Origin of the sequence: Acutalibacter sp. LFL-21, assembly GCF_025630755.1 — a bacterium.
GTDB classification, from domain to species: Bacteria; Bacillota; Clostridia; order Oscillospirales; family Acutalibacteraceae; genus Acutalibacter; species Acutalibacter stercoravium.
This window is the reverse complement of the sequence record NZ_JAOTNT010000004.1, coordinates 135,216-161,809: the sequence shown is the minus strand read 5'-3', so window position 1 is coordinate 161,809 and position 26,594 is coordinate 135,216. Positions and strand designations below refer to the sequence as shown.

The window sequence follows — 26,594 nt, the reverse complement described above, 5'->3', positions numbered from 1 at the left end:
CGATTTGGAAGAACAGGGAAAGGCCCTGCTGGAGCTTTCCGGCTCCGTAGAGCACGTTATCTATCACAACGACAAAAACCAATACACCGTTCTGGAGCTGGCGGCGGGAGAGGGCCTGGTCACCGTGGTGGGGGCCTTCCCCTTTGTCAGCGAGGGGGAGGAGCTGCGCATCTATGGCACCTGGCAGAGCCACCCCTCCTTCGGGGATCAGTTCAAGGCAGAGACCTTTGAGCGGGCCCGGCCAGCCACCACAGCCGCCATGCTGAAGTACCTGGCCTCTGGCACAGTGAAGGGCGTGGGCCCTGCCCTGGCACGGCGCATCATCGACACCTTCGGCGACAAGGCCCTGGAAGTCATGGAGAAGGACCCGGAACGCTTGGCCCAGATCAAGGGCATCACCCCGGAAAAAGCCAAGGCCCTGGGGGAGGAGCTCAAGCGTGTTTACGGCATCCGGGAATTGATGATGTTCCTGGGGGCCTATGGTGTCCGGCCGGAAGAGACCGTGCTGGTGTGGAAACAGTTTGGGGAGGCCTCTATCGCCTGTATTCAGGAAGATCCCTACTGCCTGTGCGGGGAGGGGTTGGACATCAGTTTTGACATTGCCGACGCCATTGCTGAAAGCATGGAAAAGCCCCGGGACGATGAGGGACGGGTGCAGGCCGGTGTGCTGTATGTGCTGCGGCACAACCTGAACAACGGCCACACCTGCCTGCCTGCGGACAAGCTGGAAAAGGCTGCCGCCCAGCTCCTTTCCGTGGATTTAGAGGCCGTTCAAGACGCCTTGTACACCTTGTGCCAAGGCTTCCATACCGTGTGGGAGGAGTTCGGGGAGAGGGCGTATGTGTTCCTGCAAAAGCAGCATGCGGGAGAGTCCTACATCGCCGCGCGGATGAGGGCCATGCTCTCCATGTCCCCCCATGCCATCAGCGGGGCAGAGGAAAAGATCGCCGCGATTGAGAGCGCGGACGGCATCCGCTATGCGGACAAGCAGAAAGAGGCCATTCGGGCCGCCTTGGAGCAGGGCATCCTCATCCTCACCGGCGGGCCAGGCACCGGCAAAACCACCACATTAAACGCCATCATCCGCCTGCTGAAAGAGGCGGGGGAGAGGGTGTTCCTGGCCGCCCCCACGGGCCGGGCCGCCAAGCGCATGAGCGAACTGACCGGGGAGGAGGCCAAGACCCTCCACCGGATGCTGCAAGTGGACTGGGACGAGCACGACGAGCCGGTGTTCACCCGCAACGAGCGCAACCCGCTGGAATGCGACTGCCTGGTCATCGACGAGCTCTCCATGGTGGATTCCTACCTGTTTGAGAGCGTGCTGCGGGCCCTGCCCTTCTCCTGCCGGCTGATCCTGGTGGGAGATGCGGACCAGCTGCCCAGCGTGGGGGCGGGCAACGTGCTGGGAGACCTGATGGCCTCTGGGCTGTTCCCAACGGTGCAGCTCAAAGAGATTTTCCGCCAGTCTATGGAGAGCTTGATTGTCCTCAGCGCTCACCGCATTGTGGAGGGAAAGCTGCCAGAGCTGCGCCGCCATGACAGCGACTTCTTTTTCCTCCCCCAAGAGGAGCCGGCCAAGGCGGCCCAGCTGATGGTATCCCTGTGCGGGGTGCGCCTGCCACGAAGCTATGGGTTTTCCAGCCTTTCCGATATCCAGGTGCTCTGTCCTGGGCGAAAGGGAGAACTGGGCACGGTAGAGCTGAATAAGCTCCTGCGGGAGGCTATCAACCCCCCCGCCAAGGGGAAACGGGAGGTCAAGCTGAACGGCAGCCTGTTCCGGGAGGGGGACAAGGTGATGCAGGTCCGCAATAACTATGACCTCCCCTGGACCAGGGAGGACGGCACCAGCGGGCAGGGAATCTTCAACGGCGATATGGGGGTCATTACGGAAATTGACAGGCCCGGCGGGGCCATCCACGTCCATATCGACGACAAGGATGTGCTTTACGATTTTGAACACGCCTCCACGGAATTGGAGCCCGCTTATGCAGTCACCATCCACAAAAGCCAGGGCAATGAGTTCCCCGCGGTGGTGATCCCTGTGCTGCGTCCGCCGTTCCAGCTGTGCTATCGAAACCTGCTCTATACAGGCGTCACCCGGGCCAAGCAGCTGCTCATCCTGGTGGGCCAGCGGAGCGTTATCAGCGCCATGATCGAAAATGACCGCAAAACACGCCGCTATACAGGGCTCAAGTGGTTCCTGCAGCGGGAGGAATGATTTCTGGGAGGGAAGGCTGTCACACATGATAAAAGCAGTGCTTCTGGATGCCTATGGCACGCTCTTTGACACGGGAACGGGTTCTGTGCAGGCAGCCCAGGAGATCCTGGCCCGCAATGGGCGGGAAGACCTTTCCCCAGCGGAATTCTACGGCCAGTGGAAAGCCCTTCACCACCGGCTGATGGAGGAGCTCCCCTCCTTTCGCACAGAGGCCCGGCTGTATGCCCAGGGCCTGGCCATGCTCTACCGGCAATACGGTTTTTCCCGGAATCCGGCGGAGGATGTGAAGGTGATGCTCCGTTATCAGGGCACCCGCACCGCTTATCCAGAGGTGAAGGCGGTGGTGGAGTCCCTTGCCACCCAGTACCTGCTCTGTGTGGCTTCCACAACGGATACAGCCCCGCTCCTGCGGGATTTAGCGCGGGCGGGTTTGCGTTTCCAGCATGTGTTCACCTCAGAGGCTTTGGGGGCCTATAAACCGTCCCCGGCCTTTTACCAGCCCATTTTGCGGGCGCTGGCCCTTTCTCCGAAGGAAACCGTATTTGTGGGGGACTCGTTAAAAGATGATGTGATCGGTCCGAAGAAAGTGGGGATTCGAACTGTTTGGGTCAATCGAAAATCGCTTCTCGTGGGGGATGTGTTCCCAGATGCCATCGTATCCTCCTTGGAGGGGCTGCCCGGCGTCCTAGAGGCATGGAAGGAAACATAGATACATTTCCCAAAGAGGAAAAGGCTGCGGTTCCCGTTTTCCAGGGCCGCAGCCTTTTTGCCTTATTCATCCAGAAACTTAGCCATGATATATAGGTCCCGATAAGAGCCGTCCGCCATGTGGACCTCCCGGCGGAGGGTTCCCTCCACCTCAAATCCCATTCGCAAGTATAGCCCCAGGGCTGGGGTGTTGCTGGTGTCCACCTCCAGGCACAGCTTGGTGATGCCCTGGCTGCGGCACCACCCCTCCTGAATCTCCAGCAGCCGCCTCCCCAGGCCCTGCCGCCAGTAATCCTGGCGCACGGAGAGGCCCAGGCTGGCCCGGTGGCGGTACCGCCGCTTCTCGGTGGAGTAGGAACAGTTGCAGCTTGCGGCGATTTCCCTCGCCTCAGTCTGGGCCAGAAGGCTTAAATGGTACTGGGAAGGGGCCCATTCGGCCAGCAGCTGCGTTTCTTTCTCCAGGGAAAAGACCTTCTCGAACTCGCCGGCCTCCATGCTTAAAAAGGTGGTTTCCCGGTTCACCTGGGACATATACCGCATCACCGCCGGGGCGTCGGCGGCCTCTCCATTGCGGATGAGGAACACCTGCTTCTTTCCCTGAAAAAGCTCTTGATACCGCGCCATTTGGAACCCCTCCTTCTCTATTTTAGGAGAAAGTATAGTACAAGTGGGGAAGAAGCGCAAGGAAAAGATTTCCCCTGTTGAAAAAAGGGCAAGGATGTAGTATAATAACACAGAATAACGACCTTGGGAATTTGTGCTGAGTAAGGATGATTGTAAGGATGATAGGAACCGATATCGCTATCGACCTGGGGACTTCCCGGTTCAAAGTGTATCTGGATGGAAAGGGCATCGTGATCAGCGAGCCCTCCATTATTGCTGTGGACAACCTGACGGAAGAGGTTATCGCCGTGGGGGGCGACGCCTATAATATGCTGGGCCGCACCTCCGAGCGCATCACCGTGTCCCGGCCCCTGAAAAACGGCGTCATCTCGGACTTCTCCATGGCAGAGCAGCTCATCAGCTATTACTTAAGGCAGATCAGCCCCAGCCGGGTGTTCATGCCCCGGGTGGTGGTCAGCGTGCCCTGCAATGTCACCGAGGTGGAAAAGCGGGCCGTGGTAGAGGCCATCACCGCTGCCGGCGTGCGGAAAGTCTGCCTCATCGAGGAGCCTGTGGCCGCGGCCATCGGCGCGGGGGTGGATATTGCCGTGCCCCACGGCACCATGATTGTGGATATCGGCGAGGGCGCCACAGATATGGCGGTGATCTCCCTGAACGGCATCGCAGTGTCCAACTCCTGCAACATCGCCGGGGCGGATTTCAACGACGCCATCATCAAATATGTGCGCAAGAAGTTTAACCTGCTCATCGGGGACCGCACCGCGGAAGAGGCCAAGATCGCCATTGGCTGCGCCTATCCCCGCAAAAAGCTGATGGAATTCACTCTGAAAGGCCGCAACGCCATGACGGGCCTGCCGGAGACCACCGTGATGAACTCTGACGAGATGATCGAGGCCCTGATCGAGCCCGCCATCTCCATCATCCGCACAGTCCAGGAGACCCTGGAGGCCACCCCTCCGGAGCTTTTGGCGGATATCTTCACCGACGGCATCTACCTTACCGGCGGCTCTGCCAACCTGTACGGCTTTTCCACTCTGCTTGCCAAAAAGACCAAGATCCCGGTGGTCACCTTTGACGAGCCTGAGAACTGCGTGGTGCTGGGCGCGGGCCGGGCCATCAAGTATATTGACAAGATGGACCGCGGCCACGGCAAGCTGAATCCCCTGGTGGCCTACTCATAAAACTTAAAAATGGTACCTAAAAAGCGGGCTGGTGTGTTCCAGCCCGCTTTTGTCATGCCTGTTCCGCACGGAGCTCCTCCTCCGTCAGCACCCCTAAATGGAAGAGGGCGTTCTGCACGCCGTCCTCTCCCACGGGGGTGGTCACATAGCCTGCGGCGGCCTTGGCGGCGGGGGTGCCGTTGCCCAGAGCCACGCTGTGGGCCGCCCAAGAGAGCATCCGGGCGTCGTTGTCCCCGTCTCCAAAGACCAGCAGCTCCTCCCGCTGCCAGCCGTACCGGTCCGCCACCGCCTGGATGCCCACCTCTTTGCCGCCGCCTTTGGGAATGACGTCGAAACAAAGGGGCCCTGCACTGGTGATCTCAATGTGTTCCAGAGGAGCAAGGCGGTATTTCTCTTCCGGAGGAATGTACGCTAAAAATTGTAGAATAGGGTGGTCTTCCAATCTTGCAAGGTCATATGGCCCCTGTGGCGCAGGCAATCCAGCCATTTCGTAATGCTTTTGCATCACGTCAAAATACGTCACATAGAATTTCTGGTCCTGTTCAAGTAACAAGCATGGAAAAGGATCGGCATGGACCAATTCCACCAACTGGCGAATGTCTCTCGGATGATGAGAAACGCGATGCAATACTTCCCCTTTTTGGTCGGTAGCCAACTGACCATTAAATGTGATGAACCCGTCAAACGGAAAAATCGAATCGAGAAATCCCACCATTTCTAAGGGCCTTCCCGTTGCTACAAATAGGCGGACCCCCTTTTTGCGAAGAGCCTGTAAGCATTGCAACGTAGAAGGGGGGACCTCTCCAATACCTCCCGCCGCATGATGGATCAACGTGCCATCAATGTCGAAAAAGAGAGCCTTGATCACAGTGTATCACCCTTCTGGGAAAAGTTCCTCCTCCGTCAACACCCCTAAATGGAGAAGGGCGTTCTGCACACCGTCCTCTCCCACGGGGGTGGTCACATAGCCTGCGGCTGCCTTGGCGGCGGGGGTGCCGTTGCCAAGGGCCACGCTGTGGGCCGCCCAGGACAGCATCCGGGCGTCGTTGTCCCCGTCTCCAAAGACCAGCAGCTCCTCCCGCTGCCAGCCGTACCGGTCCGCCACCGCCTGGATGCCCACCTCTTTGCCGCCCTCCTTGGGAATGATGTCCAGGATGGTCCCGCCGGCAGAGGTGATCTCGATGTGCTCCAGAGAGGCCAGCCGCCGCTGTGCCTCCTCTTTGGGTATGTAGGCCAGGAATTGCAGGATGGGGTGCTCCTCCAGCCGGGCGATGTGGTAGCTGCCCGGGGCGGAGAGCCCCTCCTTTTGAAAGTGCTCCCGGATGATGGGGGTCTCTACCATAAAGAAGCTGTCTTTTTCCTCGATCACCAGGCAGGGGAAGGGGTCCGCCTCCACCAGTTCCGCCAGTTTGCGGATGTCCTGGGGATGGTGGGCCATCCGGTGGAGCACCCGGCCCTCCCGGTCCAGGGCCAGCTGGCCGTTCAAGGTGACGAAACCGTCAAAGGGGAAGAGGTCCTCCAAAAAGGTGACCATGGCGGGGATGCGCCCTGTGGCCACAAACAGCTTGATGCCCTTTTTCCGCAGGGCCTCCAGGCACCGCAGGGTAGAGGGGGGTATCCTGCCGCCCCCTTTCGGGGAGTGGTCCAGCAAGGTGCCGTCAATGTCAAAGAAAATGGCTCGAATCATCCACTCTGTCCTTTCCGTTTACGGGCGGAACGCCTCCAGCAGCTGGGGGTCCACGCCGTATTGTTCCGCGCAGTCTTTCACGCCCTCGAAAATCTCCTCCCGGGAGTAGTCCCGAGCCTCCAGTTCCTGGTCGGTAAAGCGGTTCAGGTGCTCGTAAAAGGCCAGGGCAATGGGCAAGGTGCCGGGGTCGGAGAAGTCCAGCTCCTCAAAGAGCAGGTTCTCCGCCGCGTTGATTTCCCCCCGGCCGCACAGGGCTTTCAGCTCCTCCAGCAGGGGAGGGCAGTCCCCCGCGGCGGCTTCCCACACTTCCGCGCAGCGGTCCGGCTCCCAGGCCTGGCTGCCCAGCACCCGGGCCAGCATCTGGCCCATGTCCCGGATCATCCGCACAATATAGTCCTCGGTGAGCATGGCCCCTCCTTACGGCTGCCGCGCCTTGTACTTTTCTACAATCAGGTTAGCGCACTTATAGATGTCGCCGCCGCCCAAAGTGAGGATCAAATCCCCGGGCTGGGCCTGCTCCATCACATAGTCCGCGATTTTCTCAAAGCTGTCAAACCACACGCTGCCGGGAACTTTCGCCGCCAGGTCGCTGGTGTGGATGCCCCACTTGTTCTCCTCCCGCACAGCCAGGATCTCCGTCATCACCAGGTGGTTGGGGATGGACAGCGCCTGGGCAAAATCCTCCAGCAGGTTGTAGGTGCGGGAGTAGGTGTGGGGCTGGAACACAGCCCATACAGCGTGGTACCCCATCCGCATAGCGGAAGTGAGCACGGCGGTGAGCTCGGTGGGATGGTGGGCAAAGTCATCCGCCACGGTGACGCCCTCAAATTTCCCAAGAACTTCAAAGCGGCGGTGCACTCCGGTAAACTTTCCCAAGGTAGAGCAAATGGCCTCCGGCGTCACGCCCAGGCAGTGGGCGGCGGCAGCGGCGGCAATGGCGTTGAGCATGTTGTGCTCTCCAGGCACAATCAAATTCACCCGGCCCAGCTTCTCCCCGTGATAGGTCAGGGTGAAGTCCTCGCAGGCGGTGTCCTCCTCGTTCATCTCGGTGGGGTAATAATCGTTGGTCTCCCTCATGCCGAAGGTGACAATTTTGGCGTTTTCAATGCCCTTCACGCTTTCTAAAGCCCTCTCGTTGTCCCCATTGACCACGATGAGCTGAGAAGTCTGGCTGGCAAACTGGTGGAAGGATTTCACAATGTTGTCCACGGTCTTAAAATAATCCAGATGGTCCGCGTCAATGTTCAGGATCACCGATACCGCCGGATGGAGCTGCAGGAAGGTGTCCACATACTCACAGGCCTCTACCACCATGGTTTCGCTGTGCCCAATGCGGGAGTTGGCCCCCAGCATGGGCAGCTTTCCCCCAATAATGGCGCTGGGGTCCATGCCGCCCTGGATGAGGATTTCCGTGAGCATGGCGGTGGTGGTGGTTTTGCCATGGGTGCCAGAGACCGCCACGGGGCGCTTGAATTTCCGGGCCAGCAGCCCAAGCATCACAGAGCGCTCCAGGGTGGGGATCCCCTTTTCCCGGGCAGCCACCAGCTCGGGGTTGTCCTGCTTGCAAGCCGCCGTGTAAACCACGCACTCCGCATCGCCAATATTTTCCGCCCGATGGCCCATGGCCACCGGGATTCCATAGCTTCTAATTCGCTCCAGGGTATCGGATTCGTTGATGTCAGAGCCGGTCAGCTCATAGCCCTTGTGGTGCAGAATTTCCGCCATTGGGCACATGCCAGAACCGCCAATGCCTACAAAGTGCAGTTTCCTCACATGGTCCAGAATATTTGTATCCATTATAAAAGCTCTCCTTACACGGGATAGTGTTTTCCTATAATTACTTTTATTATATGGCAAAACGCTCTTAAAATAAAGCCCTAATCACACATTTCCCAAAAGAAAGCCAGGATCTTCCGGGGGGAACCAAATTCTCCCCGCCGCCATACTATAAAAATGACCGGAAGCCTAGGGGAAAGGGGAGAGCGTTATGACATGCTTTGGCATTTTGGGGGGCGACCGGCGGCAGCTGTACCTGGCTCGGTCCCTGCGGGAGGACGGCCATCCTGTCTCTCTGTGCGGTTTGGAAAGGGGGGAGGGCGCCGAGGGGTTTCCCCAGCTCTCTCCAGAAGAGCTGGGGCAGCTCTGCCAAGTGGTTTTGCTGCCCCTGCCCGCTACCCGGGACGGCATCACCCTCAACGCGCCGCTGGCCCGGGCCCCCATCCTGTTGGACAGCGGCCTGGCCCAGAACCTGAAGGGCTGCACCGTATTGGCAGGCATGGCAGGCGGGCTGCGGAAAAGTTCCCCCCTGTGGGCAGCGCTCCCTGTGTTGGATTATTATGCCCGGGAGGAGCTGACCCTGGGCAACGCTTTTCTCACGGCAGAAGGAGCCGTGGCCCTGGCTGTGGAGCACAGCCCCGGCGCGCTGGGGGGCTCCCGCTGTTTGGTGGCGGGATTTGGCCGCATCGGCAAGGCCTTGTGCCTGGCGCTGCGTGGCCTGGGCGCCCAGGTGGACTGCGCCGCACGCAAGCCTTGGGACCTGGCGGCTATCCGGGCCCTGGGCTGCACCCCCCGTACCTATGGCGGCCTCGCAGCCCCCTACGATGTGATCTTCAACACGGTGCCTGCCCCGGTCATTGGGGAGGAGCTCCTCTCCCGCCAAGGGCCGGACACCTTGCTGTTGGAACTGGCCAGCGCCCCCGGCGGCATCGACCGGGCCGCGGCGGAGAAGCGCGGCCTCTTCCTGCTGGACGCCCCCTCTCTGCCGGGGCGCTTTTCCCCCAAGGCCTCGGGAGAACTGATCAAAGAGGCTGTGTACCACATGCTGCAAGAAAGGCGTGATCTCGGATGAAGACCATTGGTTTCGCCATGTGCGGCTCCTTCTGCACCTTTGAAAAAAGTTTGGCGCAGCTGGAGTTCCTGGCGCAGACATACAACATCCTGCCCCTCATGTCCCAAACCGCCTATGAAACAGACACCCGTTTTGGGAAAGCGGCAGACTGGGTGGCCCGCTTGGAACAGGCAGCGGGGCGGGAGGTGCTCCACACCCTTGTTCAGGCAGAGCCCATTGGGCCCAAGGGCCTTGTGGACGCCATGGTGGTGTGTCCCTGCACGGGCAACACCCTCTCGAAAATTGCCGCAGGCATCACGGATACCCCGGTGACCATGGCTGTGAAATCCTCCCTGCGCATCGGCATCCCAGTGGTGCTGTGCTGCGCCACCAACGACGCCATGGCGGCCTCCGGCCCCAATTTGCTGCGTCTACTGAATACAAAAAACGTGTACCTGGTGCCCCTTCGTCAGGATGACCCAGTGAAAAAGCCTGTCTCCCTGGTGGCGGATTTCTCCCTCTTGCCCCGAACCATCGCCCTGGCCCTGGAAGGCAGACAGCTCCAGCCCGTGTTCCTGCCCCCTCAAACCGGGGGATAAGCCAAGAAGGGAAAAGGGGCGCTTTCCACGGGACGCGGTGATTTTGCAGCCCCCGCGCCCGGCTGGTGCCCCCTCTTGGCGGGCGTAGAGCCTGCCTGGAAAACTTCTTTCTTTACAAGCTTCCCGTTTTGGGGTATGATAAGGGATATCATAGCCGGGCCCTTCCGGCTGTGGAGTATTTTTGAAGGAAAAGGACAGGATTTATGCTCTATTGTGCCAAATGCCGCGGCGTGTGCCCGGACGCCACTTCCAAATGCCCCAACTGCAAAAGCAGCAAGCTCCGCCCTGTAGCGGAGGAGGACTTGGTCCTCCTTCACCGCGCGGATCAATATACCGCCGGGCTGCTGGAAAAGCGCTTTCAGGAGCAGGGCCTTTCTTACCGGATGGAGCCCTTCCAGGGCGGGCGGATCTCCTATCTCTACGAGGGGGACGTGATGCCCACGGACAAAACTGTTTTGGTGGCTTGGAAGGACTATTCCGCCGCAAAAGAGCTTTCCACCCAGGTAAGCCGCCAGGTGGAGGAGGAGCGGGCCCAGGCCGGGGGAGAAGGGGAGACCTTTCAGGATATGCCCCGGAAGAAGAGAATCCTGGTACAGACCGTCTCCGTGCTGGCGTTCCTGCTGGTGGTCATGCTGGTGGTGTTTGGCGCGGACGCGGCGGCCAATTGGCTGAAGAGCCTGTTCTGAAAAAGGCGTGCATCCGGAAGTCTGCCTTTCCAGCAGAGAAGCCGGTTTCGTACAAATTTAAAACTTGTGGAAAGGAAAATGCGCTTATGAAAGACTATCAGCTGGATACCCTTTGCATCCATGCGGGCTATCAGCCGAAAAACGGGGAGCCCCGTGTGGCCCCCATTGTGCAGAGCACCACATACGTCTACGAGAGCTCCAAGGAGATGGGCGCCCTCTTCGACCTGCAGGAGGACGGCTTCTTCTACACCCGCCTGGCCAACCCCACCAACGATGTTGTAGAGAAAAAAATTGCCGCCCTGGAAGGGGGCGTGGGCGCCCTGCTCACCTCCTCCGGCCAGGCTGCCAATTTGATGGCCGTGCTGAACATCTGCCCCGCCGGGTCCCATGTGGTCAGTTCCAGCGCCATTTACGGCGGCACCTTTAACCTGTTCTACAAGACCATGAAGGAGATGGGCATTGAGACCACCTTTGTCTCTCCCTCCGCCACCGCGGAAGAGCTGCGGGCCGCCATGCGCCCCAACACCCGGGCCGTCTTTGCTGAGACCCTGGCAAACCCCTCTCTGGCGGTGGCCGACCTGGAGGTGTTCGCCCAGGCCGCCCATGAGCAGGGTGTGCCCCTGATTGTGGACAACACTTTCCCCACGCCCATCAATTGCCGCCCCATGGAATTTGGAGCGGACATCGTCACCCACTCCACCACCAAGTACATGGACGGACACGCTGTTCAGGTGGGCGGCGTCATCGTGGACTCCGGCAAGTTTAACTGGGACAACGGCAAGTTCCCCATGCTCACCCAGCCGGATGAGTCCTACCACGGCATTGTGTACACCCAGCATTTCGGCCCGGCGGCTTACATCGCCAAGTGCCGCACCCACCTGATGCGGGATATCGGCGCCCAGGCCGCTCCCATGAACGCCTTCCTCTTGAACCTGGGTCTGGAGACCTTGGCCCTGCGCATGGAGCGCCACTGCTCCAACGCCCTGAAGGTGGCCCAGTTCCTGGAGGCCGACCCCCGGGTGGCTTGGGTGGATTACCCCGATTTGGAGGGGAACCCCAACCACGCCCTGGCCAAGAAGTACATGCCTCACGGCACCTGCGGCGTGGTGTCCTTCGGCGTGAAGGGCGGCCGGGAAGCCGCCACCAAGTTTATGGACAGCCTGGAGATGGCCTCTGTGGTCACCCATGTGGCGGACCTGCGCACCTGCTGCCTCCATCCGGCCAGCACCACTCACCGGCAAATGAGCGACGAGCAGTTGAAGGAGGCCGGCGTGGCCCCAGACTTGATCCGTCTCTCTGTGGGCATTGAGAACCCGGAGGACATCCTGGCGGACATCGGCCAGGCCCTGGAAAAGGCCACCCACTGACCCTTTGCACGAACGAAAAAGAAAGCTCCCCTGGCTTCAGCCAGAGGAGCTTTTTGCGTGTGTGTTGTCATGGGGCTTCCCGCAGCAGGGCTTCAGCGCAGCGCAGGCCGTCCACCGCGGCGGAAACAATGCCCCCCGCGTAACCCGCGCCCTCCCCGCAGGGGTAGAGCCCCCGGGCCAGGGGGGACTGGCAGCTCTCGTCCCGCAGCACCCGCACCGGGGAAGAGCTGCGGGTCTCCGGGCCGGTGAGCAGGGCGTCGCCCTCGTCAAAGCCCCGGAGCCGGCGCCCCAGGATAGGCAGGGCTGCCTTCATGGAGTCGATGACGAACCCGGGCAGGCAGCCCCCCAAGTCCGCCGGGATCACTCCCGGCTCGTAGGTGGGAGAGACGCCCCCGAACGCAGTGGAGGCCCGACCCTCCAACAGGTCCGCCACCCGCTGGGCCGGAGCGGAGTAATCCCCGCCCCCCAGCTGGAAGGCCGCCCGCTCGATCTTCCGCTGGAAGGCCACCCCCGCCAGAGGGCCCTCTGCGCCGTAGTCCGCCGGGGTGACCCCCACCAGCAGGGCGGCGTTGCTGTTTTGCCCATCCCGGGCCCAGGGGCTCATGCCGTTGGTGACCACGCCCCCCTCCTCAGAGGCCGCCCCGGTGACGTACCCGCCGGGGCACATGCAGAAGGTATAAACCCCCCGGCCGTTTTCCAGGTGGCAGGAGAGCTTGTAGTCCGCCGCCCCCAGGGCCGGGTGCCCGGCGAAGCTGCCATACTGGGCCCGGTCGATGAGGGCCGCCGGGTGCTCGATGCGGGCCCCCACGGAGAAGGCCTTGGCCTCCATGGGCAGTCCCAGCCGGTGCAGCTCCTCAAAGGTGTCCCGGGCACTGTGGCCTATGGCCAAGATCACCTGGGAGCACTCCAAGATTTCCTCCCCCTGGGGCGTGCGCAGCCGCAGCCCGGCGAGCCTGCCATCCTTCAAGACAAACCCCGCCGCCTGGGTGGAGAACTGCACCTGGCCCCCCAGGGCGATGACCTGCTCCCGAATGGCCCGCACCACCCCCGGCAGCTTGTCCGTGCCGATGTGGGGCTTGGCCTCATAGAGGATTTCCTCTGGGGCGCCGGCTTTTACAAGTTCTTCCAGAACCTTGCGGATGCGGCTGTCCCCGGTGCCGGTGGTCAGCTTGCCATCGGAGAAGGTGCCCGCCCCGCCCTCGCCGAACTGGACGTTGGACTGGGGGTCAAGCACCCGTTCCTTCCAAAACCGCTGAACGGAACGCTCCCGCTCCTCCACCGGCTTGCCCCGCTCCAGCACGATGGGGGCCTGGCCGCACTGGGCCAGCAGCAGGGCGGCGAACATCCCCGCCGGGCCAAAGCCCACCACCACCGGCCGCTGGGGCAGTTTGCCGCAGCGGGGCAGTTCATAGCGGTAGGGCACAGTCTTTTGGATGGAGGGGTCCCGCCGCCGGGAGAGCAGCCGTTCCACATCCCCGTCGATGGCGGCTTCCACCTGGCACACAAAGTGGACGTCCTCTTTTTTCCGGGCGTCCACCGATTTCTTTGCCAGCCGCACCTGGGTCACAGCCCGCTCCGGCAGGCGCAGCTTTTTGGCGGCGGCCCGCTTTACATCCGCCTCTTGAAAATCCAGGGGCAGCTTCAGGCCCGAGAGCTTCAAAAAGGGCCCCGCCCCGCTGTTATTTCCCATGGTATCCCTTCCTCCGTTTCCCGGCGGCCTGCCCGGCAGCCAGGCCCGTGGCCCAGGCCCAGTGCAGGTTAAACCCGCCGCAGTCCCCGTCGATATTCAGCAGCTCCCCCGTCAGGTACAGCCCGGGGCAGCGCCTGGATTCCATCGTCAGGCTGTCCACCTCGTTCAGCGGCACCCCGCCGGCGGTGACCTGGGCGCTGTCCCAGTCCCCAGTGCCGGAGACAGGAAACCGCCAATCCTTGGCCAAGGCGGCCGCCTTCCGCAGCTGTTGGCGTGTCAGCTCCCCACACAGGGCCTCCCGGGGAAGCCCCAGCTCCTTCATCAGCTCTTCGCCCACCCGCAGGTTCACCACCCCGGAAAAGAGCTCCCAGGCCGGGCGGCGGGGGTGGGCTTTTGCCTGGCGCTCCAAAAAGGCCAGGGCCTCCCGGTAGGAGAGCTCCTCCAGCAGGTCCAGGGCGGCCTCCCCATCCCGGCAGCCCTCCGGCAGATAGGCGGATAAATCGAACACGCAGATGCCCGAGAGCCCCCGCTCTCCAAAGAGCACCTCGCCCTTCTCCTCCCGCAGGACCTCCCCCCGGCGCAGCAGGGAGACGGCTGCCCGCACCCGCATCCCCTTTAGGGAGCGCAGGCACTTCTTGGGGCTTTGCAGGCCGGTGAGGCTGGGCCGCAGGGAGGTGACCCGGTGGCCCAAGTCCTGAGCCAGCCGGTAGCCCCCCTCGGAGAAGGAGTGCTTGGGAGAGGCCTTCCCTCCACAGGCCAACACGCAGCGGGCGGCCCACAGGGCCTCTCCTTGGGAGTTTTCCAGGCGGAAGCCGCCCTCCTCTCGGCGGATGCCCGTGACGCCCCAGCCGCACCGCAAAATGGCCCCGGCCTCCTGGCAGGCGCCCCGCAGGGCTTGGAGCACCGCCGCTGCCTGCAGGCTCCGGGGGTAGACCCGGCCCTCGCTGTCGGCCCGGCACAGCAGTCCCAAGGCCTCAAATTCCTCCAGAATGCGCTGGGGGGTGTACTCCTCCAGCAGGGGGGCGGCCAGGGCCCCGTCCCCGTGGTAGTGGGGGAGGGAGGCCTCCAGGTTGGTCAGGTTGCACCGGCCGTTTCCCGTGGCCAGCAGCTTTTTTCCCGGTTTGGGATTGCCCTCCACCAGGAGCACCGCCCCCGGCTGTCCCTGGGCTTTCAGGGTCCGTGCCGCCGCTTGGGCGGCCATCAGCCCGGAGGCCCCCGCCCCCACGACCACCACATCCCACCGTTCCATACAGCCGCCTCCTTGCGAAAAAGTGCGCGCTCACCGGCGCTTTTCCCTCATTGTACAGGGGAAGCAGCTGTTTTTATTTCTAAATTAGAATTATAGTTTGATTTCTTCCAGCCTTCCAAAGGTGTAGCCCATGCCCTCCCAAGTGGTCAGCAGCTCATCCAAGATTTCCGCGTTGGTCTGGGATGTGCTGTGCAGCAGCACTACCGCCCCGGGGTGCACCCGGGGGACGAGTTTGTCGAAGGCCTCCGCCCGGGTGGGCTGGTCGTCCTGGTACCAGTCCACATAGGCCAGGCTCCAGAACACAGTGCGGTAACCCAGTGTTTGGGCCATCTCCAGGTTGGACTGGCAGAACTTCCCCTGGGGCGGCCGGTACAATTTGGGCATCTCCTGGCCGGTCAGCTCCCGGTACAGGGCCTCATTCTTTTCCAGTTCCTGGCGGAAGCTTCCCTCATCGGCAATGGCGGACATGTCCGGGTGGGAGTAGGTGTGGTTGCCCACGGTGTGGCCCTCTTCCACCATGCGGCGCACCAAATCCGGCTGTGTCTCCAGGTAATTGCCCACCAGGAAGAAGGTGGCGGGCACATTGTGCTTTTTCAGCGCGTCCAGGATGGGGGCAGTGCAGCCGTTCTCAAAGCCCGCGTCAAAGGTGAGGTACAGCACCTTTTCCTCCGTGTCTGCCCGGAACAGGGCGTTGTACTGGGCCAAATAGGCCTCATCCGCATTGCCGGCGGGGGGCTGGCCCTCCTCCCCAAAGCGCAGCCCCCAGTTGGTGACCTCCGCTGAGGCCATCACCGCGCCGCCCCACTGGGCGCGCAGAGTCACAGTCCCGCACAGGACCAGCGCCGCCGCCAAAGCGGCCAGCACCAGGCCCTTCTTTTTTGCCGTTTGCCAAAAGCGCTTCATATCCCTTCCTCCTCTCGGGAATCTATATGCGTCCCGGCGGGGAAGATGACAGGGGCACTTGCGCGCTGGGACAAAATGCTGTATGATTTTCGTAAGAATTTCGTTTTCCGGAATGTAAGGAACCAGCCTTATACTTTATTTTAGAATGAGCCCCGCCGCAGCGCGGGGGCAGGAGGGACCAAGCTTATGGACAGCGCAGAAAAGAAAAATATCCTGGTAGTGGATGATGACAGGGAAATCGTGCGGGCCATCGCCCTGAATCTGGAGAGCGAGGGGTACACCGTTTTCAAGGCCTACGACGGCATGGAGGCCCTGGACCTGGCCATGACCAAGGACATACACCTCATCATCATCGACGTGATGATGCCCCGTCTCGACGGCCTTTCCGCCATTATGAAGATCCGGGAGAAGAAGAACCTGCCCATCATCGTGCTCTCCGCCAAAAGCGAGAACAGCGACAAGGTCATCGGCCTTTCCATGGGCGCGGACGACTACATCACCAAGCCCTTCAACCCCATGGAGCTGGTGGCCCGGGTCAAGTCCCAGCTGCGGCGGTACACCAGCCTGGGGGATATCCACTCCAGCGGGGAGAACACCATCGTCAACGGGCGGCTCACTTTCAACCTGGACGAACATGTGCTCTACGCCGACGGGGAGCCCGTCAAGCTCACCGCCACAGAGACGAAAATCGTCGAGCTGCTGATGCGCAACCCGGGCCGTATCTTCCCGGCGGAGGAGATTTACAGCAAGATCTGGAACGAGTCCGCCTACTCCACGGAGAACACGGTGATGGTCCACATCCGCCGCATCCGGGAGAAAATCGAGATCAATCCCGGCGAACCGGAATACTTGAAGGTGGTGTGGGGCATTGGATACAAATTTGAAAAGCACTGAGCCCAAGGGCGCCGAGTCCCGCGGCAGGGACATGTTTAAGGGGGCGGTGTCCTGGCTCAGCTTTATGATTTTGCTGTGCACTCTCACTGCGGGGCTGCTCTCTCTGCTCTTTGTCGCCTTAGACCCCACAGTGGCGGCCGGCTTGGGGGAGGCCATCGTCAACCTGACCTATGGGGAGTACCCCCAGTGGCTGCCGGTGATGGCCTGCTCCCTGGTGCTGTTGGCCGCCAGCATCCTGGTGCTGGTGTTCGCTTTCCGCCGGGACCGCCGCGCCTTTGAGGACATGCTGGCCGCCTGGTTGGCCAAGATCTGGGTGGAGTTCAAGCTGCTGTTCATCCTCTTGGTGCTGCTCTTTACCATGACCATCGACATGTACACCAACTTTACCTACGGCTGGTTCACTGTAATTGCGGCGGTGGTGTTTCTCTATTTTCTCTGCCTGGATATTGGGAAGAACCGCCGGTTCTTCCGGCACAACAGCGTCCGCTCCCTGCTGCGGGCCCTCAACGACTACCGGGACTTGACCAGCTTTGAGCAGCGCAGCATCCGCCGGCTGTTTTCCACCCTGGCGGTCATTGTAGGGGTGCTGGGGATCTCGGCGGTCTTGTTCATCGCCCTGTGGCGGGCGGAGACGGACGCCCGCGCCGCCCCCATCCGGGACCTCTTTCTCTTGGCGGTGGTAAGCTTTGCCCTTGCGGGGGTCATTGGCAGCATATTCTGGTACACCCTGGCCCTGAAGCGGGACCTGCGGGACTGGAACGTGCTTATGGGTCAGATCCGGGAGATGTACAGCGGCAACCTGAACGCCGTCAACCACATTGCCCCCAATTCCAATCTGTACGACTGCGCCATGCAGTTGAACATGATCCGCACCGGCATTCAGAAAGCCGTGGAGGAGGGCGTAAAGGCCGACCGCACCAAGGTGGAGCTGATTACCAATGTTTCCCACGATATCAAGACGCCCCTGACCTCCATTATCAGCTATGTGGAGCTGCTGAAAAAAGAGCCGGACCTGCCGCCCCATGTGGTGGACTACATCAACACCATTTCCCGCAAGGCGGACCGGCTGAACCACATCGTCCAGGACGTGTTCGAGGTCTCCAAGGCCGCCACGGGCAATATCAGCCTGAACCTGGAGGATTTGGACATTGGCAAGCTGCTGCAGCAGACCTTCGGGGAAATGGAGGAGACCCTGCGCCATTCCACCCTGACCTGGCGGGTGGATATTCCGGATGCGCCCATGCTGGTCCACGCAGACGGCCAGCGGCTGTACCGGGTGTTCCAAAACCTCATCCGCAACTGTGACCAATATGCCCTGGAGGGGTCTCGGGCCTACGTGTCCGTCGCCGCCCAAAACGGGGTTGCCACGGTCAGCATCCGCAATATCTCCCGCAGTGAGATCACCATGGACGCCGAGCATCTCACCGCCCGGTTTGTTCGGGGAGATCAGAACCGCACCACAGAGGGCAGCGGCTTGGGGCTCTCCATTGCCAAGAGCTTTACCGAGGCCTGCGGCGGCAAGTTCCATCTGCATACCGATGGGGACCTGTTCATCGTTACAGTACAGTTCCCATTGGTGCGCACCGCGCCAACGATGCCTCCGGCCCCGGCCCCCGCTCCCCTCGCCGCAGCAGAGGCCCCGCGGGAGGCTGCTTCCGCCCCCGCCGCAGAGGAGGCGGAACCCCCCCCTCCCAAGGAGGAGCTGGCCCCCTCCCAGGAGGAATAAGCTCGTTCCAAGCCGCGCCTTTGGGTGCGGCTTTTTCTTGCAAACGGGCAGCCTCTCTGCTACAATGGTCCTAAAGCGCCATCCATAGGGAGGAAGAACACATGGTAGAGATCACCCCGTCCCAGCGGGGCCGCTTGGCGCCCTTGTTCCAGGGCTGGGAGGAAACATTAATCTGGTCGGTGCTCCAGGGCTGCATGGGGCGGGCTTGGGCCGATGAAGGCGAGCGCCCCCGGGCGGCCCTGCTTTGGATTGGGGACTTTGGCTTCCTGGGCGGGGATGCCCATGCCCCAGGGGCCGGGGAGCTGGCCGTTTTCATCCCGCCGGAGTTTGCGGGCTCCGGCGCCCTGCTGGTGCCGCAAAACCGGGAGTGGCTGGCCCTGCTGGAGCAGGTCCACGGAAAAAGGGGAGAACCCATCACCCGCTACGCCATCCGCAAAGAGCCCCAGGCTTTTGACCGGGCCCGGCTCCGGGCTTTCCGGGACAGCCTGCCCAAGGGGTATTCCCTGCGCCTCATTGACCGGGAGCTGTATGGGCGCGTTCTTCAAACGCCCTGGGCCCGGGACTTCTGCGCCCAGTTCGGCAGCTGGGAGGAGTACGCCGCCCACGGCGCGGGCTATGTGGCCCTCTATGGGGAGGAGCTGGCGGCGGGGGCCTCCTCCTACAGCTGGTACCAGGGCGGCATCGAAATCGAAGTCGACACCAAGCGGGAGCACCGCCGCCGGGGCCTGGCCCTGTGCTGCGCCTCCGCCCTGATCCTCCACTGCCTGGACCGGGGCCTGTACCCCAGCTGGGACGCCGCCACCCCCATCAGCGTGGCCCTGGCGGAGCGGCTGGGCTACCACTTCAGCCATGAGTACCCCTGCCTGCTGGTACAGGTGGAGAAGCCTTCCTTGCGGGAGACCGGCTGGGTGTTTTTTGACATCGGCTCCACCCTGGTGGACGAGCGGGAGGGCTTCCGGCTGCGCATCGAAAAAGCCCTAGAGGGCACCGGCGTGGCCTATCAGGACTTCGTCCAGCGGATGGAGGAGCACTACCGCCAGGGCCGCAACGGGGACAAGCTGGCCTTCGCGGAGCTGGGCATCCCCCGGCCCCCCTGGACCGGAGAGGGGGAGTTCCCCTATCCGGAGGCCCGGGACTGCCTGCGGCGGCTGAGTGCCCGGTACAAGCTGGGGGTCATCGCCAACCAGCCCCTGGGCACGGCGGCCCGGCTGGAGCGCTACGGCCTGCTGCCCTATCTCAGTGTGGTGGCTTCCTCCGCAGAGGAGGGTGTCTCCAAGCCGGACCCAGCCCTGTTCCGCACCGCCCTGGAACGGGCGGGCTGCCCGCCGGAGCGGGCCCTCATGGTGGGGGACCGGCTGGATAACGACATTGTCCCCGCCAAGGCCCTGGGCATGAAGACCTTGTGGGTCCGCCAGGGCTTTTGGCGCCATGCCGCGCCCCAAGCCCCAGAGGAAACCCCGGATTTCGCTGTTTGGAGCCTGCAGGAGGCCGTCCGCCTTCTGCTGGGAGAAGAGGAATGCAGAAAGGAAGGAAAGGAGAATGAGGGAGAGAATGCGTAAAATCCTTTTGGTGGCAGTGCTTCTGCTCCTTCTCGTCCCCGCCTTAGGGGGGTGCCAAGAGCAGGAGGCGGAAAAGGCCTTTGTGGCCCCATACGACATGAGCCAGGACCAACAGGAGTTGCTGTCCTTGCTGGGGTTGGAGGACGCGGCCCTGGTATTTTCCTTTCAAGCCCCGGAGGAAGCGGCAAAGGTAACTGCCCACACCTATGTGCTGGAAGATGGCGTCTGGGTGGAAAATGGGGGTGTTTCCCTATTGCGGGAAGGGGGGGAAAGCCAGCCCCTTGCCGGGGAGTTCGCCCTGGTCTATCACCAGGACCGCAGCATGGACCTGCACCTGAACGCCCAGGGCCGGGTGTCCTTTTCCAGCGATCCGGTGCCCTTTGAGGGAGAACTGCTCTCCGCCGCCCGGGGAGCCATCCCAGAGAGCCAGCCCGCTCCCCTGGGGGAGGAAGTGCCCGTAGCCCTGTTTCTGGAGGATGGCGGCACCTCTATGAAGTCCCTGACCCCTCAGTCCTATTTCACCCCACAGGAGCTGGAGGGCATGGATGTGGCCCAGGCGGTGACCCTGGAATTTTCCGCTGGATAAATAAAGAGAGAGCCCCTGGCGCCGGCGCCGGCCAGGGGCTCGTCTTCTATTTGGCTTTCGGGTGGGCTCATTCCGAAGCGCGGAACACGGTCTCCCCGTCCTTGATGGTCTCCATCACCCGCAGGTCTTTCAGCTCTTCCGGCGGGCAGGAGAGGGGGTCCCGGTCCAGAATGACCAGGTCCGCCCGCTTGCCCGGGGAGAGTGTACCTTTTTCCCCCTCTTCAAACAGGGCCCAGGCGGCGTTGACGGTTATGGCCCGCAGTGCCTCCCAGGGGGACAGCCGCTGTCCTTCCCCCAAAAGAGTCCCCGCCTTAGTGCGGCGGCACACGGCGCACCACAGGGTTTCCAGCATATTGGGCAAGATCACCGGCGTATCCTGATGAAAGTCGAACACCACCCCGGCCTCCTGGGCAGTTTTTGCGGGGCTGATGTTCTGGGCCCGCTCCCAGCCGAAGTTTTGAAGGTGCACGTCCCCCCAGTGGTACACATGGGCCACAAAGAAAGAGGCAACCATTCCCAGAGGGCGCAGCCGGGGCACTTGGTCCGGCCGCAGCAGCTGGGCGTGGATCATAAGGGGCCGGATGTCCCGGGGGCAGGCCGTGTGGGCTTTTTCATAGCAGGAGAGCAGCTGCTCCGCCGCCGCGTCCCCGTTGCAGTGCACGGCAATCTGCACCCTCTCCCGCAGGGCCTTCTCCAAAAAGGCCGTTACCTGGCTGTCCTGATAGACGGGGTAGCCCCGGTACGTTTCCTCCCCCTCATAGGGCTGGGTCATCCAGGCGGTGCGCCCCTGAGGGGAACCGTCCAAAAACAGTTTGTACCCGGCAATCTTCAGCCGGTTGTTATAGCGCCCCAGCCGGTCCCGGTGGGCCTCTAAAAGGGCGGCGCCGTCTTTGATGTCCACATAAGCCGCTACATCCCCCCGCAGCAGCCCCCTGGCGGCCGCGGCCTCCAGCAGGTCCCACTCCGGCTGGCGGGCCAGCCCCTCGTGGATGGTGGTGACTCCCTGGGAGAAGTACACCCGCTGAGCCCGTTCCAGATTTTTTAAGCTGGCCTCCGGGTCCCGGGGGATGCGGGAGCCCATGTTGGTAAAGGCCGCTTCCTCCAAGTAGCCGTTGGGAGAGCCGTCCTCCCACCGGCCAATGCGGCCCCCCTCCGGGTCCGGGGCGGCCTTTTCCACCCCCAGCCGCTGCAGCCCCAGGGAGTTCACCGCCCCCATGTGGCCGGAGGCGTGGGTCACCATGGCGGGGCAGTCCGGCAGGGCGGCGTCCAGGTCCGCGGCGGTGGGGTGCCGGCCCTCTTCCAGGTCGTTTTGGTCATAGCCAAAGCCGATGACCCACTCCCCGGCGGGGATGTGCCACTGCTGCCGGAAATTCCTCATCCGCTGGGCGATCTCCCCAAGGTTTCTGCACCCGGAGAGCTGGCACAGCCCCAGTGTCTGGGCCAGGGCTGTGACGTGGCTGTGGCCGTCCACAAAAGCGGGTAGCAGGGCTTTTCCCTCCAGGTTTACCCGGCGGGCTCCAGAGGCCAGGGGCTCCACATCCTCCAATGCCCCCGCCGCCCGAACGCGGCCGTCTTCAATCAAGAGGGCCTGCGCCCGTTCCGGGCCCTCCATGGGCAGGACACTCCCGCCATAAAACAGGGTCTTCATCGCATGACCTCCTTAGCGTTTCCAGTTTTCCCCAGTATGGCACATTTATGCGCCGGGGGCAAGAGGAAGAAGGCGGTAAATTTTCCCTATCTTGCATATTTAACAAGAAAATGCTACAATATGATGTCAAGCGGGCAAGTAAGGAGAGATGGCTTTTGAACTTGAAAAAATGGGAGGTGGCCCCCCTGAACCGGGAACGGGCCGCCCAAATCGCGGAGCGGTATTCCCTCCCGTTTTTCCTCTCAATGATGCTGGAGATTCGGGGCTTTTCCTCTGAGGAGCAGATCCGTGGACTGCTTTCCGGGGGCCAGCTCTCCGACCCCTTCCTGATGAAGGACATGGATAAGGCCGCGGCCCGCATTCGCCGGGCCATGGAAAATTTCGAGAAGATTGCCGTCTACGGCGATTACGACGCCGACGGCGTCACCGCCACCGCCATCCTCTTTACCTATCTGGAGGCTGTGGGCGCGGACGTGATCTACTACATACCCCAGCGGGAGGGCGAGGGCTACGGTATGAACCTCCAGGCGGTGGAGAAACTTCACGGCTTGGGAGTGGGCCTGATTGTCACCGTGGACAACGGCATTGCCTCTGTAAAAGAGGTGGAGCGCGCCCGAGAACTGGGGATGGACGTGGTGGTCACCGACCACCACCGCCCCCAAGAGCGGCTTCCCCAGGCCGCGGCTGTGGTAGATGCCCACCAGCCTGGGGACAGCAGCCCTTTTAAAGAGCTTTGTGGGGCCGGCGTGGCTTTGAAGCTGGTCATGGCCCTGGAGGGCGGAGATCCCCAGGGCATTTTGGAGGAGTACGCCGATCTGGCCGCCCTGGGCACAGTGGCCGATGTGGTGCCTGTGCTGGGGGAAAACCGGCAGATCGTCAAGGCGGGGCTTTCCCTTTTGGCCCGGGGCGGCCGGGCCGGGGTGGACGCCCTCATGGAGGAAAGCGGCATGGGGGGCAAGAAGGCCACCGCCACCAGCTTGGCCTTCACTGTCATCCCCCGCATCAACGCCACCGGCCGCATGGGCTCCCCGGACCGGGCTGTCCGCCTTCTGACCTGTGATGACCCAGAAGAGGCCCAGCCCCTTTCCCAGGAGATCTGCGAGGACAACGACCGCCGCCGCCAGGTGGAGGGGGAGATCGCCCAGCAGGCCATTGAGGCCATCCAGCGGGACCCCCAGCTTTTATACAGCCGGGTCATTGTGGTGGAGGGCAAAGGCTGGCACCACGGGGTCATCGGCATCGTGGCCTCCCGGGTTACAGAGCGTTTCGGCAAGCCCAGCATCGTCATCTCTGTGGATGGGGAAGAGGCCCGCGGCAGCGGCCGCAGCGTGGAGGGCTTCTCCCTGTTCCAGGCAGTCTCCGCTTGCTCGGACCTGCTGGAGCGGTTTGGAGGCCACCCCATGGCGGCCGGGGTCACCTTAAAGCCGGAAAACGTGGACTTGTTCCGCCAGCGCATCAATCAGTACGCGGCCGAAGCCTGCCCGGAGATGCCTGCACAGGTCCTCCGGCTGGACTGCCGCTTGAACCCCGGCGCCCTGTCCCCGGAGATGCCCCAGAGCTTGGAGCCCCTGGAACCCTTTGGAAGCGGGAATCCCCAGCCGCTGTTTGGCCTGTACAGCATGGAGCTTCGGGAGATTGTTCCGGTGGGGGGCGGCAACCACCTGCGGCTGGTCTGTGCCAAGAAAGGGGCCATGCTCACCTGCATGTGTTTTGGCGTCAAGCCGGAGGAGTTCCCCTTTGTGCCGGGGGAGACGCTGGACTTGGCGGTTACCTTGGAGGCCCGGGAGTTCCGGGGAGAGGCACAGCTCACCGTCAGCGTGCGGGAGGCAAAGCTCTCCGGCCTGGATATGGACCAGTGCATCCACACCTACCGTGTCTATGAGAAGCTCCAGCGGGGAGAGGCCCTTTCCCGGGAAGAGGGGGAGGAGCTGCTGCCCACCCGGCAGGACCTGGCGGCGCTGTACCGAAAGCTGGCCTCTCTCAAGGGGGCGGCCTTCGGGCTCCAGTCCCTGCTGGGGGCGCTTCCGGGTTTCAACCTGGGAAAGCTGCTGCTGTGCCTGGAAATGCTGCAGGAGCGGCGTCTCATTGCTTTGCTGGGCGGGGAGCAGCGCAAGACCGCGGAGCTGCTGCCCACCCAAGGTAAAGTGGATATCTTCGCCTCCCCGGTTTACGGGCGGGCCAAACAGCTGGCAGAAAACTGACAGAGGGATAAAGGAGGGAATAGCAATGGCAGTTGTGGTTCAGATCAGCAGCTATGAGGAGCTGCGAAAGATCATAGAGGAAAGCGGCAAAGAGTACGACCGGGCCAAGATTGAGCAAGCCTACCGCCTGGCGGAGGAGAAGCACCAGGACCAGAAGCGCAGCTCCGGCGAGCCCTATATCATCCACCCCCTGTCGGTGGCGGCTATCCTGGTGGGGCTGGGCATGGATTCCGAGTCCGTTATGGCGGGGCTTCTCCACGATGTGGTGGAGGACACCGATTGCACGATCGAGGAGATCCAAAAGACCTTTGGCAAAGAAGTGGCCTTGCTTATCGACGGGGTGACCAAGCTGACCAAGATCCCCTATTCCTCCCGGGAGGAGCAGCAGGCGGAGAACCTGCGGAAAATGCTGATGGCCATGGCAGAGGATATCCGGGTCATCATCATCAAGTTCGCCGACCGGATGCACAACCTCTCCACCCTGGAGTACATGTCCCCCCAGAAGCAGCGGGACAAGGCGGTGGAGTGCCTGGAGGTCTATGCCCCCATTGCGGACCGTTTGGGTATCCGCACTGTGAAGGAGTATATGGAGGACATCTCCTTAAAGTACCTGGACCCCCAGGCCTACCGGGAGATCGAGGAAGACCTGTCCTCCCGCAGCAAAAGCCGGAAGCAGTTTATCGAGGATACAAAGGCTCTGATCCGCGGCCGGGTGGAGATCTCCATTCCCGATGTGTACATCGAGGGCCGGGTCAAGAGCATTTACGGCATCTACCGCAAAATGTTTATCCAGGGAAAGACCTTTGAGGAGATCTACGATGTATTTGCCGTGCGGGTCATCGTGGATACCATTGAGGACTGCTACAATGTGCTGGGAATTATCCACGATATGTTCCAGCCCCTGCCGGGCCGGTTTAAGGACTATATCTCCATGCCCAAGCCCAACATGTACCAGTCCCTGCACACCACCGTCATCACAAAGGCCGGTGTGCCCTTCGAGGTGCAGATCCGCACCTGGGAGATGCACCACACGGCTGAGTATGGCATCGCGGCGCATTGGAAATATAAGCTGGGCATGTCTGCCAGGGATGCGGACAACGCCGCCCTGGATGACCGTCTGGCCTGGATTCGCCAGATGCTGGAGAACCAGGCGGAGAGCGAGGACGTCACAGACCTGGTCCACTCCATTAAGAGCGACTTGATCCCCGAGGAGGTCTTCGTCTTCACCCCCAAAGGGGACGTGATCAACCTGCCCTTGGGTTCCACTGTCATCGATTTTGCCTATGCCATCCACAGCGAGGTGGGCAACCGGATGATCGGCGCCAAGGTGGATAAGCGCATTGTCCCCCTGGATTACAAGGTCAAAACCGGTGAGATCATTGAGATCCTCACCACCAAGGAGGCGGGCCGCGGCCCGAACCGGGACTGGCTCACCCTGGTGCGCACCAGCGAGGCCCGCAACAAGATCCGTGCCTGGTTTAAGAAGGAAAAGCGGGATGAGAACATCGTGGAGGGCCGGGCCGAGCTGGAGCGGGAGTTCCGCCGCAGCAATATCCCCCTGACCTCCGAGCTGATGGACTATATGATCGAAAGCGTGGGCAAGCGCCACAACTGCTCCACAGAGGATGACTTCTACGCTGCCATTGGCTATGGGGGCATCCAGCTGTGGAAAGTGCTGCCCCGTATCAAAGAAGAGGCCCTGCGCCTGCAGAAGAGCGCTGCTCCGGACCAGCCACAGGAGCTGCCCCCGCCCACCACGCCAGAGCCCAAACGCCGGGTGGCCAGCGGCGTGCTGGTGGAGGGCATGGACAACTGCCTCATCAAGTTTTCCCGCTGCTGCAACCCCCTGCCCGGGGACGAGATCATCGGCTTCATCACCCGGGGCTTTGGGGTCTCCATCCACAAGCGCAGCTGCTCCAACGTACCCCGGGACCTGACCCAGTGTCCCGAGCCAGAGCGGTGGGTCAACGCTCACTGGGCCGGCGATGTGAAGGATGATTTTAAGTCCACCCTGCACATCCTGGCAGTGGACCGGGCGGGTTTGCTGGCCGACGTGACCCAGCAGCTCTCCAATATGAAGATCTTTATTCACGCCCTCAACTCCCGGCAGGAGCGCGGGAGCGGCAATGCCTTTATTTCCGCCACCATCTCCATCAACGGCCTGCCCCAGCTGCAGAATATCATCGAGCGGCTGGGCAAGATCCCTGGCGTCATCTCCATTGACCGCAGTTGATTTCAAAG

22 protein-coding genes are annotated in these 26,594 nt (G+C 62.1%); 13 read left to right on the top strand and 9 right to left on the bottom strand.

The window, feature by feature from the left end:
* Positions 1-4 precede the first annotated feature (4 nt).
* The gene (gene recD2 / locus ODJ80_RS06375; protein WP_263041398.1) at positions 5-2,218 is read left to right on the top strand and encodes an SF1B family DNA helicase RecD2; all 2,214 of its coding nucleotides are present in this window, start codon (positions 5-7) and stop codon (positions 2,216-2,218) included.
* Between the two features lie 25 nt (positions 2,219-2,243).
* Positions 2,244-2,927, top strand: coding sequence for an HAD family hydrolase (locus ODJ80_RS06370; RefSeq protein WP_263041397.1), 684 nt, complete (start codon positions 2,244-2,246; stop codon positions 2,925-2,927).
* 62 nt (positions 2,928-2,989) lie between these two features.
* Here the strand turns inward: ODJ80_RS06370 and ODJ80_RS06365 are convergent, their stop codons facing one another.
* Complete coding sequence (locus ODJ80_RS06365) at positions 2,990-3,550, bottom strand: GNAT family N-acetyltransferase (protein WP_263041396.1); 561 nt, start codon at positions 3,548-3,550, stop codon at positions 2,990-2,992.
* 158 nt (positions 3,551-3,708) lie between these two features.
* Between ODJ80_RS06365 and ODJ80_RS06360 the strand changes: the two genes are divergently transcribed.
* Complete coding sequence (locus ODJ80_RS06360) at positions 3,709-4,731, top strand: rod shape-determining protein (RefSeq protein WP_178862533.1); 1,023 nt, start codon at positions 3,709-3,711, stop codon at positions 4,729-4,731.
* A 52-nt stretch (positions 4,732-4,783) separates the two neighbouring features.
* Here the strand turns inward: ODJ80_RS06360 and ODJ80_RS06355 are convergent, their stop codons facing one another.
* From ODJ80_RS06355 to murC, 4 genes are read right to left on the bottom strand one after another with little or no spacing between them, the layout of a single operon-like run.
* Entirely contained in the window at positions 4,784-5,599 is an 816-nt protein-coding gene (locus tag ODJ80_RS06355; protein ID WP_263041395.1) for a Cof-type HAD-IIB family hydrolase, read from the bottom strand.
* Positions 5,600-5,605: 6 nt separating this feature from the next.
* On the bottom strand, positions 5,606-6,418 hold the full coding sequence (locus ODJ80_RS06350) for a Cof-type HAD-IIB family hydrolase (RefSeq protein ID WP_263041394.1): 813 nt from the start codon (positions 6,416-6,418) through the stop codon (positions 5,606-5,608).
* Positions 6,419-6,436: 18 nt separating this feature from the next.
* Positions 6,437-6,826, bottom strand: a complete 390-nt coding sequence (locus tag ODJ80_RS06345) for a DUF6483 family protein (protein ID WP_022336601.1) — start codon at positions 6,824-6,826, stop codon at positions 6,437-6,439.
* A gap of 9 nt (positions 6,827-6,835) precedes the next feature.
* The gene (gene murC / locus ODJ80_RS06340; protein ID WP_263041393.1) at positions 6,836-8,215 is read right to left on the bottom strand and encodes a UDP-N-acetylmuramate--L-alanine ligase; all 1,380 of its coding nucleotides are present in this window, start codon (positions 8,213-8,215) and stop codon (positions 6,836-6,838) included.
* Between the two features lie 190 nt (positions 8,216-8,405).
* On the opposite strand from murC, the gene ODJ80_RS06335 reads away from it, so the two are divergent.
* From ODJ80_RS06335 to ODJ80_RS06320, 4 genes are all read left to right on the top strand, one after another.
* Positions 8,406-9,266 carry a dipicolinate synthase subunit DpsA gene (locus ODJ80_RS06335; RefSeq protein ID WP_263041392.1) on the top strand — a complete coding sequence of 287 codons (861 nt, stop codon included), beginning with the start codon at positions 8,406-8,408 and terminating at the stop codon, positions 9,264-9,266.
* On the top strand, positions 9,263-9,844 hold the full coding sequence (locus ODJ80_RS06330; RefSeq protein ID WP_263041391.1) for a dipicolinate synthase subunit B: 582 nt from the start codon (positions 9,263-9,265) through the stop codon (positions 9,842-9,844). Before ODJ80_RS06335 ends, ODJ80_RS06330 begins: the two co-directional genes overlap by 4 nt.
* A gap of 203 nt (positions 9,845-10,047) precedes the next feature.
* Positions 10,048-10,530 carry a hypothetical protein gene (locus tag ODJ80_RS06325; RefSeq protein ID WP_263041390.1) on the top strand — a complete coding sequence of 161 codons (483 nt, stop codon included), beginning with the start codon at positions 10,048-10,050 and terminating at the stop codon, positions 10,528-10,530.
* Positions 10,531-10,616: 86 nt separating this feature from the next.
* A complete protein-coding gene (locus ODJ80_RS06320; RefSeq protein ID WP_263041389.1) occupies positions 10,617-11,897 on the top strand; it encodes an O-acetylhomoserine aminocarboxypropyltransferase/cysteine synthase family protein in 1,281 nt (426 codons plus the stop codon).
* Between the two features lie 67 nt (positions 11,898-11,964).
* On the opposite strand, the gene ODJ80_RS06315 is transcribed toward ODJ80_RS06320, so the two are convergent.
* The 3 genes from ODJ80_RS06315 to ODJ80_RS06305 form a co-directional block, all read right to left on the bottom strand.
* Positions 11,965-13,587: an NAD(P)/FAD-dependent oxidoreductase gene (locus tag ODJ80_RS06315; RefSeq protein ID WP_263041388.1), complete on the bottom strand. Its 1,623-nt coding sequence runs from the start codon at positions 13,585-13,587 to the stop codon at positions 11,965-11,967.
* The gene (locus ODJ80_RS06310) at positions 13,577-14,836 is read right to left on the bottom strand and encodes an NAD(P)/FAD-dependent oxidoreductase (RefSeq protein WP_263041387.1); all 1,260 of its coding nucleotides are present in this window, start codon (positions 14,834-14,836) and stop codon (positions 13,577-13,579) included. Before ODJ80_RS06310 ends, ODJ80_RS06315 begins: the two co-directional genes overlap by 11 nt.
* Positions 14,837-14,926: 90 nt before the next feature.
* Positions 14,927-15,739 carry a polysaccharide deacetylase family protein gene (locus ODJ80_RS06305; RefSeq protein ID WP_263041386.1) on the bottom strand — a complete coding sequence of 271 codons (813 nt, stop codon included), beginning with the start codon at positions 15,737-15,739 and terminating at the stop codon, positions 14,927-14,929.
* A 186-nt stretch (positions 15,740-15,925) separates the two neighbouring features.
* Here ODJ80_RS06305 and ODJ80_RS06300 point away from each other — a divergent pair, with 186 nt between their 5' ends.
* The 4 genes from ODJ80_RS06300 to ODJ80_RS06285 all read left to right on the top strand — a co-directional run bounded on the left by ODJ80_RS06300 (position 15,926) and on the right by ODJ80_RS06285 (position 20,504).
* Positions 15,926-16,633: a response regulator transcription factor gene (locus tag ODJ80_RS06300; protein ID WP_178862553.1), complete on the top strand. Its 708-nt coding sequence runs from the start codon at positions 15,926-15,928 to the stop codon at positions 16,631-16,633.
* Entirely contained in the window at positions 16,608-18,359 is a 1,752-nt protein-coding gene (locus tag ODJ80_RS06295; RefSeq protein ID WP_263041385.1) for a sensor histidine kinase, read from the top strand. The genes ODJ80_RS06300 and ODJ80_RS06295 overlap by 26 nt, the downstream gene beginning before the upstream one ends.
* A gap of 101 nt (positions 18,360-18,460) precedes the next feature.
* The gene (locus tag ODJ80_RS06290) at positions 18,461-19,918 is read left to right on the top strand and encodes an HAD-IA family hydrolase (RefSeq protein WP_263041384.1); all 1,458 of its coding nucleotides are present in this window, start codon (positions 18,461-18,463) and stop codon (positions 19,916-19,918) included.
* The gene (locus ODJ80_RS06285; RefSeq protein WP_263041383.1) at positions 19,899-20,504 is read left to right on the top strand and encodes a hypothetical protein; all 606 of its coding nucleotides are present in this window, start codon (positions 19,899-19,901) and stop codon (positions 20,502-20,504) included. The genes ODJ80_RS06290 and ODJ80_RS06285 overlap by 20 nt, the downstream gene beginning before the upstream one ends.
* Before the next feature lie 67 nt (positions 20,505-20,571).
* On the opposite strand, the gene ODJ80_RS06280 is transcribed toward ODJ80_RS06285, so the two are convergent.
* Positions 20,572-22,152: an amidohydrolase gene (locus ODJ80_RS06280; RefSeq protein ID WP_263041382.1), complete on the bottom strand. Its 1,581-nt coding sequence runs from the start codon at positions 22,150-22,152 to the stop codon at positions 20,572-20,574.
* A gap of 155 nt (positions 22,153-22,307) precedes the next feature.
* Here ODJ80_RS06280 and recJ point away from each other — a divergent pair, with 155 nt between their 5' ends.
* Together recJ and ODJ80_RS06270 are read left to right on the top strand one after the other, a co-directional pair.
* The gene (gene recJ, locus ODJ80_RS06275; RefSeq protein ID WP_263041381.1) at positions 22,308-24,353 is read left to right on the top strand and encodes a single-stranded-DNA-specific exonuclease RecJ; all 2,046 of its coding nucleotides are present in this window, start codon (positions 22,308-22,310) and stop codon (positions 24,351-24,353) included.
* 25 nt (positions 24,354-24,378) lie between these two features.
* Entirely contained in the window at positions 24,379-26,586 is a 2,208-nt protein-coding gene (locus ODJ80_RS06270) for a RelA/SpoT family protein (RefSeq protein WP_263041380.1), read from the top strand.
* The last annotated feature ends 8 nt before the right edge of the window (positions 26,587-26,594 follow it).